Here is an 18727-nt window from a genome sequence, read left to right on the forward strand (position 1 = left end):
ACTATCAAAAATTCAGAACTTCAGCGATCGCTCCGACAAGCTCACCAAGATAGCGATCAATAGTAGAGGTCAAAATAGTTTGTAGAGAGTACGACTCTGAATGCTCACCCATCCGAATCGACAAAACTTCGGGCATAATAGGGAAATAATTTGTGACAATTTCAAGTTGAGGAGTGACCCGTGGTTGAGAAATCACGCCGTACAAGGCGAAAAAGAAAGATTTCTTCCCAGTCCCAAGGATCTAAGTCTGGTGGCTCGAAAGAAGCTAAATCTGGCGGAAAAGTCGTTTCTTTATCTTCTCGTCGCCGTCGCCCCAAAGCCACATCCAACAAATTAAGGCCAAAAACAAATTTACAGAAGGCAGCATCACCATCCGGAACAAAACAGGCGTCTCCACAGCGTAAAACTCGACGACGGCCAACGGCAAAATCGAGCCGTTCCAATAATCAAGCACGGCGGTTACGTCTCAAGCTTCCCAAGCCGATTTTATATCCAATCCGTTTCGCGATTGTAGGCATTGGTATCGGAGCGTTTATTGGGACTCTATTAGCAATTTCAAACTCACGTCCCTACATTAGTGTCACCCAAGATACGGAAGAGCGTAGTCAATCTTTCGCTCCAGACGAATCGGCAAATCCTCTGCCTTTAGAGACATCGCTCGTGACAATGCGTGAATCGGTACAGGTGGCGATCGCCGCAGACCCAGAGCTAGATGCCACGATGTTATTTGTGGATTTGGATACGGGGGAATATTTAGATGTCGCCTCTTCCCGGAGTATTTCTGCCGCAAGCACGATTAAAATCCCTGTCCTTGTCGCTTTTTTAGAAGCAGTCGATCAAGGCACAGTACAGCTACAGGACTCTCTAATAATTACCGATAATGTCAAAGGTGGAGGCTCTGGTAATTTTCAGTACAAAGATAATGGCACTGAGCTATCTGCGTTATTTGTTGCCTCTGAGATGAGCATCAATAGTGACAATACTGCCACCAACATGATTATTGAGCAGCTCGGTGGTTTTGAAGTCTTAAACCAGAAATTTCAAAGTTGGGGTCTCCAGCAAACACAGCTTAATGCGCCTTTGCCAGATTTAGAGGGGACAAACTTGACCACGGCAAGGGATTTAGCGTTTCTACTCGCAAAAATTAGTCGAGGAGACATTTTGTCTAACCGCTCCCGCGATCGCCTGATACGGATTATGAGTTCAACTCGAAACGATAACTTATTACCCCAGACTCTGGGGCAAGGAGCGGCGATCGCCCATAAAACCGGCGATATCGGCTATATCATTGGCGACGCTGGCATTATTGATCTGCCCAACGGCAAACGCTATATTGCATCGATTTTTGTCGAGCGCCCCTATGATGCGCCGAAAGGCAAAGAGCTTTTACACAAAATTGGCAAGCTATTTTATCAACATGCCGAGAAAAATCAACCTCAGCCTATCCCAACAGAACCCCAAGAATCCGATAAATCCTTAGAGACAGCATCTTTCCCGGAAGAGACAAACTGAGGCCATTAAACCAATCCTTTAACTACGGATTTGTACTGGCATAATCAAATAGGTCATTTGCATTGCACCGAGTGGACTAAAAATGACGGGCTGATTATTTTCGTTGAGCTGCATTTGAATGTCATTACTCGGTAAAGCCTTTAGCCCTTCCGTCAAATATTTCACATTAAAGGCGATTTCGAGACTCTCTCCTGTCACTTGAGCATTGAGGGCTTCTTCACCGCTACCAACATCCTGTGCCTCCACTGATAAATGGAGCTTTTGTCCAGCAGCATCCAATCTAAATTTCACAATATTATTTTTTTGATCCGCTAAAACGGCGACCCGCTCAATACTACTGACCAAACTGCGGCGCTCTAGAGTGACCTGACGATTAAACTGACTCGGGATGAGCTGATGGTAGGCGGGATAAGCTCCATCCAATTTACGGCTGGTTAATCTTTGATCATTGATTTCAAAAATCACCTGGCCCTCATCTAAATGCAGTGCAACCAAATCAGATTCGTTAGCACTCGTTAACATTCGCTCCAATTCTCTCAGGGCGCGAGCAGGAATAGTTAAAGCAAAATCCTCAAGCTCTGGCACAGGCAATTTGCCTTCTTCAGTTTCATCCTGTTCTGCTTGATCGCTTGTTTCCACTAACGCTAAGCGGTGGCCATCAGTAGCAGCAAATTCGAGGCAATCTTGTTTGTGGGTGAGGTGCACGCCTGTTAATACTTGTTTCGTTTCATCAGCACTCGCCGCAAATAAAACACCACTTAATCCTTCACTCAGGGCGATCGCCGGCAACATCAATTTTGTCCCTCCTTCGATAGTGGGCAATTCAGGAAACTCTTCCGCTCCAAGCCCCCGCAACTGAAAACGACCGGCCGCGGCAGTTAGCGTCGCCTGAGCGTCTCCTTCGCCCAAAGATTCTTGCGGACAGCTAAGGGACACTTCGCCTTCTGGTAGACGAGACACAATATCATTCAACAATTTCGCCGGCAGCGTTAACGTGCCACTTTCAAGCACCTGAGCAGGAAAACTCGTCCGAATTCCCAAACTTAGGTCAAAAGCCGTTAACTGAATCTCATGGTGTCCAGCATCCGCCTTTAATAAGACGTTCCCCAAAATTGGATGAGTAGGACGCGAAGGCACAGCCCGACTCACCAGAGACAGTTGACTATTTAAATCACTTTGGCTGCAAACAAACTTCATGGCGTACGGGGAAATAATCAAATAGAGCAGCTAGATTCTACTACAACATTCTCCTGATCATCCGAACTCAAACACATTAGTTTTCAGGAGTCTCAGCCCTAATCTAACACCACTATTTTAGGTACGGTGATCACGAGTCAAGCTTGAACAATCACACCCAAATTACTGCTGTACAATGAAAATTGTAGGGAGGCAAAGCTAGGTTAATTTACGCTCTACTGACTCGCTAGATGCATGAATCTATTCGCATGATGTTGAGGGGAAAATGTCCTTACTCCATACGTTTCAGTCGATGTCGTTGTTTCATTTTTTGTGATCAAAATTGAAACAAATTTAGACTTGGCTGGATGCATTACATAAAAACGCAAACAATAAAAAAGAAGATTCATGACTAACATTCAACAACAAATTGAAAAGGAACGCGACGCAGCACGTGAGGCTTGCAACACTGATGCCACTTCTGGTGAATGTGCTGCGGCTTGGGATGCAGTAGAAGAGCTCCAAGCTGAGGCTTCTCACCAACGTGAACAGGAACCTGAAAAGACGGAACTCGACAAGTTCTGTGATGCCAATCCAGATGCTGATGAGTGCCGTATTTACGAAGACTAATTTTTCTATCGAGTAGGGTGGCGATCGCCCCGGCATTTTCGTCGCACTACTCTAAACAACAACATATTGTCTAAGCAGATAGAAAGCTCGCTGATGTATCAGTGGATTCTATCTCCTAACTAAAACCTCAAACAGTGGTCACTTTCCTAAGTGCCACTGTTTTGGTTTGTGTATACTAAAACAGTCAAAAACGACCGCGAAGAACAAGATAAAACTATGGATGAAGCATTACTTCGGCAGCTGGCGTGGATGGATTATCGTCTTGCCGTTATTTTCACTGTCATCACGCCTATTGTGCTGCTGATCTGGAGCCTCGTTAGCAAGATCGAATCCATGCAGCGACTCCTCGGGATCTATTGGAAGGTCGCAAGCCTTCTCATGATCACCGTCTATTTACTCATTCCTAGTTGGTCAGTCGGCTATCTCACAGGTCTGCTATCTCGCATCCTTATCCCCATTAGCCTGTGGTTTTGGATCGATCTTAATGAAGAAATCCGTGACCAGCCCGCTAGTAAACTCAAACTTGTTTTTACGTCTTGGCGCTGGGCAATGACTGCGTATTGCGCAATCGGAGCATTAATTAACCTGCCGTTCTTTTCTTGCATTTTTTCAGCAACAACAAAGCAAGGTGCCTATTGTCAGGTTTGGTTAGAAGCCCCCATACGCTACAAAGAAATCCTACATGCCAACTCTTCGGCCGGTTTCCTTGGATTCCTCGGGGCCACAGGCCTCATTGTTTATGGCATTTATCTTCTATCATTTTTGATTTTTCGCCTTGGTCGACAGGGTCGTATTGCAATTGAGCAATAAGCCGAATTTAAACGTGCATAAATTTTTCAAGAAAAACTCTTGCCAATCGAAAATTGTTTTGCTATCTTAGAACTTGTGCGCAAAACGCCAGGATAGCTCAGTTGGTAGAGCAGAGGACTGAAAATCCTCGTGTCGGCGGTTCAATTCCGCCTCCCGGCACTTAATAATTTCAAGGGACTTACAGCGATTGTGAGTCCCTTTTGTTATGGGAATATTTTCTGGGGAAGTTGGGCGATCACCAACACTTTTTTACTGAAAATTATTTCGAGAAAATAAGTCTTCACAATTGTGAACCAGACCAGAAAGCTTATTTGCTGATTCTGGATAAAGCTGGTTAGGATACGTAATTAGAGATCGAGCCTTTTCAGAGATCGTTGGACATGTCGCCAAATCCTAAAATTAATGCTTTGCAACAGGCCGCACACCAGCTTGCAGTCTGTACCGATCAGCTTTTCCAGCAGATTGAGCAAGAGCAAGTCTTGGATGGCATTATCGAGCGTATTCGTTCGTGTCTTGAGTTAGATGATGTTTTTCATGAAACATCAACCTCAATCCGGCAATTACTAAGTGCAGATAGGGTTGGAGTCTTTCGCTTCACTCCCGGCAGTGGCTGGGACGAAGGAGAGTTTGTTGCTGAGAACGTCAGAAAAGAATTTCCATCAGCAATGGCAGCGAAAGTTTATGACCATTGTTTCGGTTCACAATACGCTGTCCACTACACAGAAGGACGTATACAATCCGTTGCAGATATTTATGATGCAAATTTGAGTGATTGTCATATTCAAATCCTTGAGCAGTTTCAAGTGCGGGCAAACTTAATTGTGCCTGTCTTGAAAGGAAAAGAATTATGGGGATTATTGTGTATTCATCAATGCTCCCATCCTCGACGATGGCAGCTAGCAGAAATTGGGTTTGTCCAGAAAATTGCAATCCATTTTGCCATTGCCCTACAACAGGCAGAAAACCGCGAACAAATTAAGCTCCAGGCAGCTCAACTCATTCAGGCAAAGGCTCAGCAAGAAGCTTTAACTCGCCAGAAAGCCCTCGTTAAAATCGTCAGCAATATCAGACAATCTTTAGATTTTGCCGATATTTGTAACACGACAACAGCAGAAGTACGTCATTTACTAGAGGCAGATCGTGTCATTATCTATCGCTTTAATCCTGATTGGAGTGGCAATTTTCTATTCGAGTCAGTTGCCGCGGAATGGAAACCTTTAGTTGGGGTTTCTCCTTCCATTGAAGATACTCACCTAATGGAAACGCAAGGTGGTCGCTATGCTGCCGGGGAGACCTTTGCCATCCCGAATATCTATGAAGCAGGGCATTCTGACTGTCATGTCGAATTGTTAGAAGAGTTTCAAGCCAAAGCTTATGCGATCGCCCCAATTTTCCGAGATGACAATCTGTGGGGTTTACTCGCGACATTCCAAAACTCTAGCCCACGCCACTGGCAAACTGATGAAGTAGAGCTCCTTGCCCAAGTCGGAGAACAACTCGGTATTGCTCTCCAACAAGCGAGTAAACAAACAAAAGCAATCAACCGACAAAAAATCCTAGTCAAACTCGTTAGTAAGATCCGCCAATCCCTTGAATTAGAAGAAATTTGCCAAACAGCAACGACAGAAATACGTCAACTGCTAAATGCGGATCGTGTCACTATTTACCGTTTTAATCCCGATTGGAGTGGCAACTTTTTATTTGAATCAGTCACATCAGAATGGCAACCCTTGGTTGGCGTTTCCCCTGTCATTGAAGATACCCACTTGATGGATACTCAGGGAGGCCGCTACGCAGCAGGGGAAACATTTGCCATCCCAGATATCTATGACGCGGGACATTCCGATTGTCACATCGAACTATTAGAACAGTTTCAAGCTAAAGCCTATGCGATCGCCCCTATTTTTCAGGATGATCATCTGTGGGGTTTGCTCGCGACATTCCAAAACTCTGGACCACGTCATTGGCAAACTGACGAAGTAGAATTACTGGCTCAAGTTGGCGAACAACTCGGCATCGCCCTACAACAAACAGAATTTGTCCGACAACTCCAATCGCAATCAACAGAATTAAAAGATCTATTCGAAGCTTTACAACAGTCTCAATTACAGCTCATTCAGAATGAGAAAATGGCCAGTTTAGGGCAATTAGTAGCTGGCGTTGCCCATGAGATCAACAATCCCATCAATTTTATTCACGGCAACCTGCCCCATATCAACGATTACGTTAAAGATCTTTTAATCCTAGCTTGCGAATATCAGAAAACCAGCCCTAACTCAGCCGAAGACATTCAAAAGCTTCAAGAGCGCACCGAAGAACTCGATCTCGACTTTATCTTGGAAGATCTCCCCAAAGTCCTATCTTCAATGCAAATGGGGACAGATCGGATTCGACAAATTGTTCTATCTCTCCGGAATTTCTCTCGTTTAGATGAAGCTGAATTTAAAGCGGTTAATATTCACGAAGGGCTCGATAGTACGTTACTGATTTTAGGTAATCGATTGAAATTCTGTGATACAAATACCAGCATTGACATCATCAAGAAATATAGTGATATTCCACTAGTAGAGTGTTTTCCAGCTCAACTCAATCAGGTGTTTATGAACCTTTTGTCAAACTCAATTGATGCTATCGAAGAAGTCTTAAGAAAGAAAGCAAAAAGCACATCAAAAAAAACAAGGAATTGGAAGCCAAAAATCTGGATCAAGACCCAACTAGATGGAATAGATCATATACAGATTTCCATTCGAGATAATGGTATCGGTATACCAGAGACTGACGAGAATAAACTTTTCGACCATTTCTTCACAACCAAATCGATTGGCAAAGGTACGGGTTTAGGTTTGTCTATTTCCCATGAAATCATCAGTCAAAAACATGGTGGGCAATTAAATTTCAAATCCATCAAAAAAGGAGGAGCTGAATTCATCATCAGATTGCCTATTAAGTTTCAAGGTTAGATTTCAGCTGTGAAATAATCTCTGAGTAATATTCAAAACAAGTATTCAACACCAGACTTCCTAATATAAATTCATATAGTTTTCAAGATGATTTTTGATGAATAAATAGCACAAAGAATCACTAATGACGAATGCTCAAAAAGTGAGCTCATTTTAACGGTTTAAAAGACTACGTCTATGACCAGCTTTGCCAACCAAGCTATATCACAGCACTTAAATGATTACATCATTGATGATGGCCTTTCGATTTGTAACTTAGAAACAGGCCAGATTATCAATGTTGATCCGATTCAATGCAAAATGACAGGATATTCCGAAGCGGAATTGACCAGCCAGCAATTGTTCGAGTTCATTCATCCTGATTCTCTGAACTTATTTGATAGTTTTCTCGACACTCTCCGAGCCGATAAAGAATTTTATTGTCAGGCGATCGCCCAACGAAAGGATGGCAGCTGTTTTGATATCGAAGTTAGAGCAGTGGCCTGCCTCTATGACGGCAAACCCCATGGCCTAATCACAATGCAAGATATTAGCCAACGCAAAGCAGCAGAAGTCGCTCTGGCAGAAAGTGAAGCCTACCATCGTAACTTATTAGAACAATCCTCCATGGGTTTACTGCTCTGTCGGATGAATGGGGAATTTGTCTATGCCAATCAAGCTTTTGCGGGGATTCTCGGTCGCGAAAATGAGGATTTATCTGTCCTAAGCTATTGGGAAATCACTCCCGAGAAATATGCCCCTCAAGAACAAATACAGCTCCAAAGCCTATCTAAAACCGGGCGCTATGGCCCCTATGAAAAAGAATATATCCACAAAAATGGCTCCCTTATCCCGGTCAGGCTATCGGGAAGAATTGTTGAGCGACATGGCGAAAAATTTATTTGGTCAAGCGTCGAAAATATCAGCGATCGCAAAGCAGCAGAAGCGATCATTTTGCAAAAATCACAGGAGTTGGAAAAAGCCTTAACGCAACTGCAAACGACTCAATTACAAATGGTGCAACGTGAAAAAATGGCCACCCTAGGGAATCTAGTAGCAGGAGTTGGTCATGAAATAAACAATCCGATGGGCTTCCTCAACGGCAGTATTAATAATGCCAAGGATTATATACAAGAGCTGTTTGAATATTTGGCGATTTATCACTCACAACATCCCCCGAATAATAAAGTTCAAGATGTGGCAGATGATATCGATTTAGAATTTATCCTTGAAGATTTACCGAGACTCTTAGAATCAATGACAACGGCAACAACTCAAATTAAAAGCATTAGTAGAAGCCTTCGTATTTTCTCGCGCGCTGAAACAAAAGAAAAAGTGAGTATAGATTTGCATGATGGCCTAAACAGTACGTTGCTTATCCTCAAATATCGACTAAAAGCAACGGAATGCCGTCCAGCGATTGAAGTCAAAAAAGACTATGGTGAGTTACCTGAAATCAAATGCTTTTCTAGCCAGCTCAATCAAGTATTTATGAACATCTTGGCTAATGCAATTGATGCTTTAGAAGAAGCTAGTGAAGGTCATAGTTTTGAAGATCTAGAAGATAATCCCCAACACATTACTATTCGTACTTCAGTGGATAATCAACACATTAAAATCAGTATTGCCGATAATGGTTTAGGGATTCCCAAAAAGGATCAAGCGAGAATTTTCAACAATCTATTTACGACAAAAGCGATTGGCAAAGGTACGGGCTTAGGGTTGGCGATCGCCAGACAAATTATCGTTGAAACCCATGAGGGAAGCATCGACGTCATCTCCGATATCGATCAGGGTTGTGAGTTTTGTATTTACCTGCCCATAACGTAAAAATCACGCAGCAATGCCACGGCTTTCCCGTTACGCTAAACAATGATGATGTTTGGCAAGGAGAAGGAAGTCCGTGAGTGTGATTACAATTTTGGTGGCGATCGCCGTCGTATTTGTGGTGCTCGTCCTCGTCGTTAAAGACGTCTAAGCAGGCATCTCCACTTTCGCCTCACCGGCTAAATCAAAGGCTTTATGTACAAGTTGTAGAGCTTCTTTACCTTGCTCCTCAGGGACGACGCAGCTAATTTTGATTTCTGAGGTGGTAATCATCTGGATATTGATATTGTCATCCGCTAGGGCTTGGAAAAGTTTCGCGGCAATGCCCGGTGCGCCAATCATCCCAGAGCCAACAACACTCACTTTGGCGATCGCCGGATTGACTTCAATCTCACCAAAATCAAGCTGTTCAGCAATACCACTTAAAGCCAAACGCGCGGCTTCAGCGTCACTCTGGGCAACGGTGCAAGCAATATCGCGAGTATTAATGCCATTGCGCACCCGACAACGCTGGGACTGAATAATCATATCGACGCTAATATTTTGCTGTGCCAAGAGCGTAAAAATTTTGGCAGCCATCCCTGGTGCATCGGGCACATGACGAATCGCGAGTTGAGCTTGTTTGAGATCTAGGGCAATACCCCGTACAGCGGGTGCTTCAGTTTGAGCCTGAGCGGTGGGTGATGCAGTCAGCGCCGAGGATGCAATCTCAAATACATCGCATAAAGTGGCGATCGCCTGGTCGCGGTCAGCCTGCTGAATCACGCAACTCACCTTCACCTCAGACGTCGAAATCATTTCGATATTAATACCAGCATCTGCCAAACTCTGAAACATCGTGGCAGCAATCCCAGGTCGGCCAATCATACCAGCCCCAGAAATGGTGATCTTGGCAATATCGCTTGAGGTTTTAACCATGACATCATCGGCTGTTTGTCCAACCTCTTCGCAAAGTGTCGGGGCGATCGCCGCCACAATCTTTTGAGCCTGATCAGCATCCTTTTCCGTCACCGTAAACGCAATATCGTTACTATTACCGTCATGAATCGACTGAATAATTAAATCCACATCGACATTGTGAGAAGCAATTTCTCCAAATAATTTTGCGGCAACGCCAGGGCGATCAGGAATATGCAGCATTGCTACCCGTGCCTGATCTAAATCAAATTCAACCCCATCAACCGCATTGGTAATTTCGAGATCCAGTAACGGGCGATTATCCACTGCCACAGAAGTCACTTTTGTGCCTGGCTCATCTGTCCAACTCGACCGAACGACTAAAGGAACACCATAATTTTTGGCAATTTCCACCGCGCGGGGATGTAAAACCTTTGCCCCGAGGCTCGCCAGCTCTAACATTTCATCCGACGTCACCTCTGGCATTAATTGGGCTTCTGGCACAATGCGCGGATCTGTCGTTAAAATTCCCGGCACATCCGTATAGATTTCACAACAGGACGCTTTCAACGCAGCGGCGATCGCCACTGCAGACGTATCAGAACCGCCTCGCCCAAGAGTTGTAATTTCGAGTTCACGACTTTCACTGACCCCTTGGAAGCCAGCCACAACAATCACTTGACCTTGATCTAAATGCTTTTCGATACGCTCAGTCTTAATCTCTAGGATCCGGGCCCGACTATGCTCCGCTTCCGTGACAATGCCCACCTGAGCACCAGTTAGCGATACTGCAGGCTGACCCAACTCTTGCAGCGCCATACTGAGTAACGCAATAGTCACCTGTTCCCCTGTCGAGAGCAACATATCCATCTCACGACGACTCGGATTAGAACTAATCTCATTGGCCAATTTCACCAACGTATCCGTCGTTTTACCCATCGCAGAAACCACAACCACTAACCGATTGCCAGCCTGTACCCGTTTATAAATGCGCTTGGCAACAGCTTGAATGCGTTCGACCGATCCGACAGAGGTACCGCCGTATTTCTGCACAATCATTGTCATGGCTCTGCTTTTTACTCCCCAAACTCCTAAAGATTACGTTCCATTTGTAATGGAAAATTGGAAATCCACTGTATCAAATCCTATAGGGTTTTCTAATAAATCCTTCATACTCCGTTGTTTTAAATAATCTTTTCCTGACTGTAAAAACAAGCATTCTTCACTTCTCTCCATTGCGCCAAAATGGCTATATTCATTAACTTACAGAGGATTATATTGTCGTTTTCCTTACCATTTTGAGAGAGCGAAAGTCAGTGATCTTTAGCGCAGAATCATAAAAACAAACAAAAGAAAATATTAAATCCCTTGTATTTCTAAGCTCAGTAGCCCATAATGTTGCACTCGGTAGTGTGATACATTTTGTAATGTTTCCGATAAGCATTACCGCACCATACTTTTCCGTATCACAACGCGGATTGAGGAGAAGAAACTGTTTCTGCAGAGTCAGGCAATAAGTCTTCCAAATCTACTCAGGGCATAATCAACACTGAATGACCAGTATTTCTACAGCTAAACACTATAGGCACAGTCAAAGGCGATCGCAGCGTAATTAGCTTTTGACGCCGTATTTCATTGTCGAAATGACCTGAAGATCAAAGTTTTTAATGACAACACCCACCCCCTAGGAGGTTATTCTATGTCCGTCCGTTTATACGTCGGTAATTTACCCAAAGATGTCGTCGAGAAAGACGCCCTCACCACATTTTTCGCAGATGCAGGCGAGAACGCTAGTACTAAAGTGATTAAAGACCGCAAAACTGGCAAGTGCCGTGGTTTTGCATTCGTAACCGTTCCCACTGACGAAGAAGCAGATGCTTTCATCGAAAAGTACAACGGCCAATCCTTCATGGATAGCGAGCTCAAAATTGAGAAAGCACTTCCCCGCGCTAAGACCGATGAGAAGCCCAGCAATGCTGGTGGCAACACAGGTAGTAAAGGCGGTGGCGGTAAGCGTAAGCGTGGCGACAAGAAGCCTATGACTTACTCTAGCGGTGGCTCCTCCTCTGCACAGCCTGACCCTCGTTGGGCTAGCGAACTCGAAAAGCTTAAGGACATGCTCCAGAAGCAAACCACAAACGTCTAAGACGATTTAGACAAATCTTTCCTGCTACAGTCTTTGTGGCAGGTTTTTCTATATCTACGCATTTTTTAGCGTGGCAAAAACATAGCAATTAAGGAGGGTATTTTAGATGGATCCAGTAAAGGTAATGAAACAAGAAGTTGGACGTGCAGCCGCAGCAATGGTTGAGTCCAATACCATCGTTGGTCTAGGCACAGGTTCAACTACTGCTTACGCCATTCAGTTCATTGGTGAGCGATTGGCTGCTGGCGAAATTGAAAATATTGTTGGTATTCCCACGTCTTTTCAGGCAGAGGTTTTATCCAAGCAGTACGGCATTCCTCTCGTCGGTCTTGATGCAGTTGATCATATTGATCTCGCTATTGACGGTGCAGATGAGGTTGACCCCAACAAAAATTTGATTAAGGGTGGTGGTGCAGCTCACACTCGTGAAAAGGTGGTGGATGCCCTGGCAAATAAGTTTGTTGTTGTCGTTGACAGCGGTAAGCTCGTAGATAGTCTTGGTTCGACTTTCCTCTTGCCTGTTGAAGTGATTCCGATGGCTATTACACCTGTGATGCGCCAGCTTGAAGCACTCGGTGGTAAACCTGAATTAAGGATGGGCGTGAAGAAGGCAGGCCCTGTCGTTACTGATGAAGGTAACTTGGTAGTCGATCTTAAGTTTGAAAGCATTGCTGATCCAGCGGCTCTCGAAATTGCGATTAATAATATCCCTGGTGTCCTTGAGAATGGTTTATTTGTCGGTGTGGCAAATACAATTCTCGTGGGTGAGATTATCGATGGTGAGCCCAAGGTACGTACTATTAACTAAGTTTAATCTCTAAAGAATTGAAAACTCTTCTGGTCTAACGGCTGGGAGATTTTTCTTTTTAGGCACTGAGGAGGGCGATCGCCTGTCGAATCCATTCATCAGCATTAGGGTTTTGGGCAAGAAGCGAATCCTGGGATAGGGTAGTCACGGCACGGCGAATTTCATCATCCTCATAACCGAGGGCTAACAGTGTCATTTCTAAATCCTCAAAAATGCCAGCTTGAGGGGTAGAAACATCAGCTTGAGGTAATCCGGTTTGATCACGCCACTGAGCAAGCTTGGTGCGGAGTTCAAGAGCCAAGCGTTCCGCTGTTTTCTTGCCAATACCTGGTGCCTTCGCCAATAGTTTATGGTTTTCGCTGACGATCGCCTGTACCAGTTCCGATAGAGTTAGGGTATCGAGCAGGGCGATCGCCGACTGAGCTCCAATACCACTCACTCCAATCAATTGACGAAATAAATCGCGCTCAGCTAAAGACTCAAAACCGTAGAGAATCACCAGATCTTCACGTTGCTGATAATGAATAAAAACCTGTCGAATTTTCTCATCAGCTAAATTAATCTCAAGGGCAAAACGACTGGAAATTTGGATCTCGTAGCCAATGCCGCCCACCTCTAAGACGAGAAAGGTTCGATTCTGTAAATTTCTTTGCAAGGCGATCGCCTGACCCTTGAGGTAGCTAAACATAACTTCCAGCCAAAAAACTAAAATTATCCTGCCATGCCAACGACCTTATCCTCAACAAACTGCGCAGGACAGAAGCGAGCAGTACAGTTAAACTAAGATATTCCCCATTTCCCGGACTATGGCAGACTCCACGCCGACTTTTTCAAACCGCTCCCTTCCACCCCAAAACATTGACGCAGAAGAATCAATCCTTGGCGGTATCCTGCTCGATCCAGAGGCAATGGGACGCGTGGTCGATATTCTCATCGTTAATGCCTTCTACGTCCAAGCACACCGCGATCTCTACAAAGGACTGCTCATCCTCCATGCCCAAGGGAAACCCACAGATATCGTTACCCTCACATCATGGCTACAGGATCAAAAACTATTCGAGAAAATTGGTGGCACTGCAAAATTAGCCACTCTCGTTGATCGCACTGTTTCTGCCGTTAACGTCGATCGTTATGCTCAGCTCGTGATGGACAAATATGTTCGTCGCCAGCTCATCGCTGGAGGAAATGAAATTATCGACTTGGGTTATGACACAACAACTCCCCTCGAAGAAGTCCTCGACGAATCAGAGCAAAAGATTTTTAAACTTACCCAAGAACGCCCCCAAGATGGCTTAACACCTATCGCCGAAACCATTGTCGAAACGTTTAACAATATCGAGGATTTACATCAAGAAATTACACTGCCGGGCTTAAGCTGCGGTTTTTATGATCTTGATGCAATGACTAGTGGCTTCCAGCGCTCAGACTTAGTGATTATTGCGGGTCGTCCAGCGATGGGGAAAACCAGTTTTTCGCTCAATGTCGCCGTCAATGTCGCCACCACTCATAAGCTACCTGTCGCCATCTTTAGCCTAGAGATGTCCAAAGAGCAGCTGGTGCAACGACTACTGGCTGGAGAAGCCCAAATTGAAAGTAATAGGCTTCGCGCTGGTCGCCTTACCCAAACGGACATGGAGCCGTTGATTAATGCAGTGGAATCTTTATCAGATGTGCCCTTATTCATTGATGACACTGCTAATTTGACGGTGGCACAGATGCGATCGCAGGCCAGAAAGCTTCAAGCGGAACAGGGCGGAAAGTTGGGCCTAATCATGCTCGACTATCTTCAGCTTATGGAAGGTGGTGGCGATAACCGTGTCCAAGAAATTTCAAAGATTACGCGGGCGCTGAAGGGTCTTGCACGTGAACTGAATGTGCCAATTTTGGCTTTATCGCAGCTAAGCCGTGGTGTAGAAGCTCGGACAAATAAACGTCCCATGATGTCAGATTTGCGAGAATCTGGCTCGATTGAGCAGGATGCTGATCTGATTATCATGCTGTACCGCGATAGCTACTACAATCCCGATTCCCCCGACCATGACATTGCCGAAGTGATTATTACCAAACACCGGAATGGCCCCACAGGAACCGTGAAACTAATCTTCCAACCAGAACTTACAAAATTCCTAAACCTAGCCAATGCAGGCAATAGTTACGCAGAAGTCTATTAGATATCTGTTTAGACAAATGAGTGGGCTAGATAAATGGGTGGGCGATCGCCACTAAATTCCTGAAATCACTAATTTCTCGGACAAATCAAGCCAAAGTCATCAGATTAACGGATGAATATGGGGAGTTAGTGATATTTTTCGGGAATTTTCTTAATATGATTCAGAGATATTTCAGGTCGGGTGCTAAGATTCTGCTAACTATGACTTTGATGAGTTGTTGGTCAGCTGCCGAAATTTGTTTTCATCGGTACCCTTAATTGTTTGCTTTTACCGAAATAATTCAGAGAAGCAACTATAATTATGGCCTTCCAATCCAGTCTCTAATTATGCTTTTGCAGACCTAGGGAAACTGTCAATTTTCTCTTTTTCTTTCAACTACATCTAACTTTTCATGCACGCCTACCAGCCCCAACGGCAAACCCAGAGACCAACTCCGCCTCGGAAAAAAGTACGACGCCAACCTCAACAACGCCAAGCACAACAATCTCGACGCAACCGTGCAGTTCTAATCGAGCTGAGTCTGCAAACGACGGTGAATTGTGCCTTAGTCGGTGTGGCTATTGCGGCGATCGCCAACTTGTTACCCCACCACATGTCTCAACAAGAGAGAATTGCAGAAATTCGTACAGAAGTAGCAGAAGCAGAGTATCGAGTGAACCAACTCCGAGAAGATTTTAACGGCAACTTTGATGCTTACGAATCCCAAGACCTTATTCGTGAACATAGCGATAAAGTGGATCTCCTAGAAAAACGTATTATTTGGGTAGAGCCCGATTCAGAACCAATCCAAAATTGATCTGGCAATCTTTTCTTTTCTAAACCTGATGCGTCATGAAAATATTATTGAAATGAAATACACACAAAAGGAGGATCTGAGATCCTCCTTTTTCTTTGATATTTAGTTAGTGAAATTTAAACGAATTGCAATAACCTTTGCGCTAACTATCTTTTAAGAAGCAGCAGCAGTAGGACGACGGCGACGACGTTGTTGAGAACGACCACCAACTTCCTCACTCACCTGCATCAAAAAGACGATCAAAGGCTGACTCTTAAGTTCACGACGGGCAAGACGTTGGAGAGATTGCTCAACTTCAATGCGAACATCTGTCCAATCGATCTCTTCTTTCGCGCGCTTACCATTCTCTTTGTACTCAGCAGTGCGATCGCCAATCGTACTTTCAACATTGCGTTGAATGAGCTGATGGATAAGCTTATTATTCGCCGAAGCCACAACCCCACGAATATGGATTTCAGGAGGCGCAACCAATTTCCCATCTTGGGCAACAGCTGCCGCAACAGTGATGACCCCTTGCTCAGCAAGCTGTTGACGATCCTGGAGGACACTATCGTGAACAATCCCAGAACGATCTACAAGTTCAATACCCGATTCAACCTTACCGACAGTACCAATCGAATTTTCCGTCAATTCAACAATGTCACCATTATCAATAATGACAATATTCTCTTCCGGCACACCCATAGATTGAGCTGTTTGCGCATGCTTAATTAACATGCGATGTTCGCCGTGGAATGGGATAAAGAATTTAGGCTTGGTCAATGCCAGCATCAACTTATGTTCATCCTGAGAGCCATGGCCTGAAACGTGAATACCTTGGCGCTTACCATAAACAACATTCGCGCCAAGCATCATTAAACGGTCAATTGTATTCACAACGGCAATCGTATTACCAGGAATCGGATTCGCGGAGAAGACAACCGTATCGCCTTCCTTAATCTTGATGTGACGGTGTTCACCCTTCGAAATACGAGTCATTGCCGATAGGCTTTCACCCTGAGATCCTGTGCTCAAAATTAGCAAGTCTTCATCACGCATGCTCTTCGCTTGGCGCAATGGAATAAACAAGTTATCCAAACATTTGATATAGCCAAGATTTCGCGCGTGGGAAATCACATTAAGCATTGAGCGACCCACAATCGCAACCTTACGATTATGCTTCTCAGCAAGCTGCAAAATAATGTTGACGCGGTGCACAGAGGACGCAAAAGTAGTCACCATCAAACGTCCTTTAGCCTGACCAAAAATCCGGTCTAGATTTGGTTTAACTGAGGCTTCGGAAGGGGTATGGCCGGGGACTTCAGCATTCGTCGAGTCGCTCAACAAACACAGCACACCTTTTTCACCATGTTCAGCCAAGCGCTGAAAATCAAAATGTTCGCCATCAACTGGTGTGTAGTCGACTTTAAAGTCACCGGTGTGGATAATCACGCCTAAAGGAGTATGAATAGCAACGGTAAAGCTATCGGCGATGGAGTGGGTATTACGGATATATTCAACAACAAAATTCTTGCCGATTCTCACCATGTCACGGGGCATGACGCTATTGAGTTTGGTGCGATCGCTGACACCAGCTTCGTCCAGTTTGTCACTGAGAAGGGACATCGCTAGACGAGGGCCATAAATAACTGGAATATCAAACTGCTTAAGATGGTGGGCAATACCACCAATATGATCCTCATGACCATGGGTCACAATCATGCCTTTAATTTTGTGGCGATTGTCACGAAGATAAGTCGTATCAGGTAAAACGATATTTACGCCATGCATTCCATCAGTGGGGAATGCCAATCCTGCATCAAGCAGAATAATCTCGTCATCATATTCAAAGACGCAAGTATTTTTCCCAATCTCATGGAGTCCGCCGAGGGGAATAATTTTAATAGAATCCTCATTGCTGCTGGGTTGAGGAGCTGCTTTGGCTTTCTTGGCGACGAGTTTGGGTTTGTTATTGTTCATAAATTTCCTAACTAAATTAAAAGATAAAAGAAGAGAAAAAACTGTGTAATGCGAAAGGGTGAATAGGCCAGGGAGCATGCCCTCTGGTCAGTTAAATCGCAATATTTGGTTGTCAAACCTGCTGTGGGTCACATTGGTATCGATGACCTAGAGCAGAGAAAGATCTTTTAGCACCTGAGTCAACTGTTTAGTACGGTGCGGATCGAGAGGATACAAGGGGGGACGGAAACTACCAAGGCTCCAGCCTTGAAGGATTAGAGCTGTTTTTACGGGTAAAGGATTGGTATCACAAAACAAGACTTTCAATAACGGAAATAGTTTCAGATGGATGGCGATCGCCTTTTCATTTTCACCGGCTAAAAAGGCCTGAATCATCTCTTGCATTGGCTTACCAACAAGATGACTCGCGACGCTCACTACACCCTGGGCACCAACGCTCATTAAGGGCAATGTAAGACTGTCATCACCAGAGTAGATCTCAAAATCATCGCTGACAGCACAGCGGATTTGAGCGGCTTGGTCAACGTTACCACTGGCTTCTTTGATTGCAACGATGTTATCAATCTCCGCTAACCGAATCACGGTTTCCGGAGCAAGGTTACAACTTGTACGCCCAGGGACGTTGTAGAGCATCAAAGGGATGTCAGGACAAGCTTCGGCGATCGCCTGATAGTGGTGGTAGAGACCCTCTTGGGGAGGCTTATTATAGTAGGGCACCACTTGTAATGTGCCATCTAGTCCTAATGCCTCAGCTTTTTTCGTCGCGGCGATCGCCTCACTCGTTGAATTAGAACCAGTACCAGCAATAACCGTTGCCCGGCCAGTAGCAGCACTTTTCACCGCTAGAAATAGCTGATGTTCCTCTTCCCAAGTCAAAGTTGGCGATTCACCAGTTGTGCCACAGACGACCAAGCCATCACTACCATTATCAATAAGATGGGAGGCAAGCTTCTCAGCCATCGCATAATTTACTTGACCCTCTTCAGTAAAGGGCGTCACCATTGCGGTGATTACTCGACCAAATCTTGTACTCGTCATAAAAGCATCGACACAACA

Annotated in this window: 15 protein-coding genes and 1 tRNA gene; 10 read left to right on the forward strand and 6 right to left on the reverse strand. The window is 44.7% G+C overall.

Going from position 1 to position 18727, the window contains the following annotated elements:
- Nucleotides 1-4 precede the first annotated feature (4 nt).
- On the reverse strand, nt 5-196 hold the full coding sequence (locus LEPTO7376_RS26700) for a hypothetical protein (protein WP_160148552.1): 192 nt from the start codon (nt 194-196) through the stop codon (nt 5-7).
- Here LEPTO7376_RS26700 and LEPTO7376_RS22000 point away from each other — a divergent pair.
- Nucleotides 181-1512, forward strand: a complete 1332-nt coding sequence (locus LEPTO7376_RS22000; protein WP_015136218.1) for a serine hydrolase — start codon at nt 181-183, stop codon at nt 1510-1512. The genes LEPTO7376_RS26700 and LEPTO7376_RS22000 overlap by 16 nt on opposite strands.
- Before the next feature lie 18 nt (nt 1513-1530).
- On the opposite strand, the gene dnaN is transcribed toward LEPTO7376_RS22000, so the two are convergent.
- Complete coding sequence (dnaN, locus tag LEPTO7376_RS22005; RefSeq protein WP_015136219.1) at nt 1531-2709, reverse strand: DNA polymerase III subunit beta; 1179 nt, start codon at nt 2707-2709, stop codon at nt 1531-1533.
- 387 nt (nt 2710-3096) lie between these two features.
- On the opposite strand from dnaN, the gene LEPTO7376_RS22010 reads away from it, so the two are divergent.
- From LEPTO7376_RS22010 to LEPTO7376_RS24070, 5 genes are all read left to right on the forward strand, one after another.
- Entirely contained in the window at nt 3097-3318 is a 222-nt protein-coding gene (locus LEPTO7376_RS22010) for a Calvin cycle protein CP12 (RefSeq protein WP_015136220.1), read from the forward strand.
- A gap of 216 nt (nt 3319-3534) precedes the next feature.
- On the forward strand, nt 3535-4128 hold the full coding sequence (locus LEPTO7376_RS22015) for a DUF3177 family protein (RefSeq protein WP_041766342.1): 594 nt from the start codon (nt 3535-3537) through the stop codon (nt 4126-4128).
- Between the two features lie 86 nt (nt 4129-4214).
- Nucleotides 4215-4287: transfer RNA gene (locus LEPTO7376_RS22020), tRNA-Phe, on the forward strand.
- Between the two features lie 221 nt (nt 4288-4508).
- Nucleotides 4509-7088: a GAF domain-containing protein gene (locus LEPTO7376_RS22025; protein WP_015136222.1), complete on the forward strand. Its 2580-nt coding sequence runs from the start codon at nt 4509-4511 to the stop codon at nt 7086-7088.
- Between the two features lie 177 nt (nt 7089-7265).
- The gene (locus tag LEPTO7376_RS24070; RefSeq protein WP_015136223.1) at nt 7266-8897 is read left to right on the forward strand and encodes a PAS domain S-box protein; all 1632 of its coding nucleotides are present in this window, start codon (nt 7266-7268) and stop codon (nt 8895-8897) included.
- Nucleotides 8898-9041: 144 nt separating this feature from the next.
- Here LEPTO7376_RS24070 and LEPTO7376_RS22035 read toward each other — a convergent pair whose 3' ends face one another.
- On the reverse strand, nt 9042-10856 hold the full coding sequence (locus LEPTO7376_RS22035; RefSeq protein WP_015136225.1) for an aspartate kinase: 1815 nt from the start codon (nt 10854-10856) through the stop codon (nt 9042-9044).
- A gap of 634 nt (nt 10857-11490) precedes the next feature.
- On the opposite strand from LEPTO7376_RS22035, the gene LEPTO7376_RS22040 reads away from it, so the two are divergent.
- Nucleotides 11491-11937 (forward strand): RNA-binding protein, encoded by a 447-nt coding sequence (locus tag LEPTO7376_RS22040; protein ID WP_015136227.1) that lies wholly within the window; start codon nt 11491-11493, stop codon nt 11935-11937.
- A 106-nt stretch (nt 11938-12043) separates the two neighbouring features.
- Nucleotides 12044-12745: a ribose-5-phosphate isomerase RpiA gene (rpiA, locus tag LEPTO7376_RS22045; RefSeq protein WP_015136228.1), complete on the forward strand. Its 702-nt coding sequence runs from the start codon at nt 12044-12046 to the stop codon at nt 12743-12745.
- Between the two features lie 58 nt (nt 12746-12803).
- On the opposite strand, the gene ruvA is transcribed toward rpiA, so the two are convergent.
- Nucleotides 12804-13433: a Holliday junction branch migration protein RuvA gene (gene ruvA, locus LEPTO7376_RS22050; RefSeq protein WP_015136229.1), complete on the reverse strand. Its 630-nt coding sequence runs from the start codon at nt 13431-13433 to the stop codon at nt 12804-12806.
- Between the two features lie 118 nt (nt 13434-13551).
- Between ruvA and dnaB the strand changes: the two genes are divergently transcribed.
- The gene (dnaB, locus tag LEPTO7376_RS22055) at nt 13552-14916 is read left to right on the forward strand and encodes a replicative DNA helicase (protein ID WP_015136230.1); all 1365 of its coding nucleotides are present in this window, start codon (nt 13552-13554) and stop codon (nt 14914-14916) included.
- A 391-nt stretch (nt 14917-15307) separates the two neighbouring features.
- Nucleotides 15308-15712 carry a hypothetical protein gene (locus LEPTO7376_RS22060; protein ID WP_015136231.1) on the forward strand — a complete coding sequence of 135 codons (405 nt, stop codon included), beginning with the start codon at nt 15308-15310 and terminating at the stop codon, nt 15710-15712.
- 153 nt (nt 15713-15865) lie between these two features.
- On the opposite strand, the gene LEPTO7376_RS22065 is transcribed toward LEPTO7376_RS22060, so the two are convergent.
- Complete coding sequence (locus LEPTO7376_RS22065) at nt 15866-17671, reverse strand: ribonuclease J (protein WP_015136232.1); 1806 nt, start codon at nt 17669-17671, stop codon at nt 15866-15868.
- 147 nt (nt 17672-17818) lie between these two features.
- A complete protein-coding gene (dapA, locus tag LEPTO7376_RS22070) occupies nt 17819-18709 on the reverse strand; it encodes a 4-hydroxy-tetrahydrodipicolinate synthase (RefSeq protein WP_015136233.1) in 891 nt (296 codons plus the stop codon).
- Nucleotides 18710-18727 lie beyond the last annotated feature (18 nt).

It is taken from the genome of [Leptolyngbya] sp. PCC 7376 (genome assembly GCF_000316605.1).
In the GTDB taxonomy this organism is placed as follows: Bacteria; Cyanobacteriota; Cyanobacteriia; order Cyanobacteriales; family MRBY01; genus MRBY01.

Bases quoted from the DNA above. Each gene is read 5' to 3' on its own strand.
- dnaN (WP_015136219.1), bottom strand. From the start codon at position 2,709: ATGAAGTTTGTTTGCAGCCAAAGTGATTTAAATAGTCAACTGTCTCTG.
- LEPTO7376_RS22010 (WP_015136220.1), top strand. From the start codon at position 3,097: ATGACTAACATTCAACAACAAATTGAAAAGGAACGCGACGCAGCACGT.
- LEPTO7376_RS22015 (WP_041766342.1), top strand. From the start codon at position 3,535: ATGGATGAAGCATTACTTCGGCAGCTGGCGTGGATGGATTATCGTCTT.
- LEPTO7376_RS22025 (WP_015136222.1), top strand. From the start codon at position 4,509: ATGTCGCCAAATCCTAAAATTAATGCTTTGCAACAGGCCGCACACCAG.
- LEPTO7376_RS24070 (WP_015136223.1), top strand. From the start codon at position 7,266: ATGACCAGCTTTGCCAACCAAGCTATATCACAGCACTTAAATGATTAC.
- LEPTO7376_RS22035 (WP_015136225.1), bottom strand. From the start codon at position 10,856: ATGACAATGATTGTGCAGAAATACGGCGGTACCTCTGTCGGATCGGTC.
- LEPTO7376_RS22040 (WP_015136227.1), top strand. From the start codon at position 11,491: ATGTCCGTCCGTTTATACGTCGGTAATTTACCCAAAGATGTCGTCGAG.
- rpiA (WP_015136228.1), top strand. From the start codon at position 12,044: ATGGATCCAGTAAAGGTAATGAAACAAGAAGTTGGACGTGCAGCCGCA.
- ruvA (WP_015136229.1), bottom strand. From the start codon at position 13,433: ATGTTTAGCTACCTCAAGGGTCAGGCGATCGCCTTGCAAAGAAATTTA.
- dnaB (WP_015136230.1), top strand. From the start codon at position 13,552: ATGGCAGACTCCACGCCGACTTTTTCAAACCGCTCCCTTCCACCCCAA.
- LEPTO7376_RS22060 (WP_015136231.1), top strand. From the start codon at position 15,308: ATGCACGCCTACCAGCCCCAACGGCAAACCCAGAGACCAACTCCGCCT.
- LEPTO7376_RS22065 (WP_015136232.1), bottom strand. From the start codon at position 17,671: ATGAACAATAACAAACCCAAACTCGTCGCCAAGAAAGCCAAAGCAGCT.
- dapA (WP_015136233.1), bottom strand. From the start codon at position 18,709: ATGACGAGTACAAGATTTGGTCGAGTAATCACCGCAATGGTGACGCCC.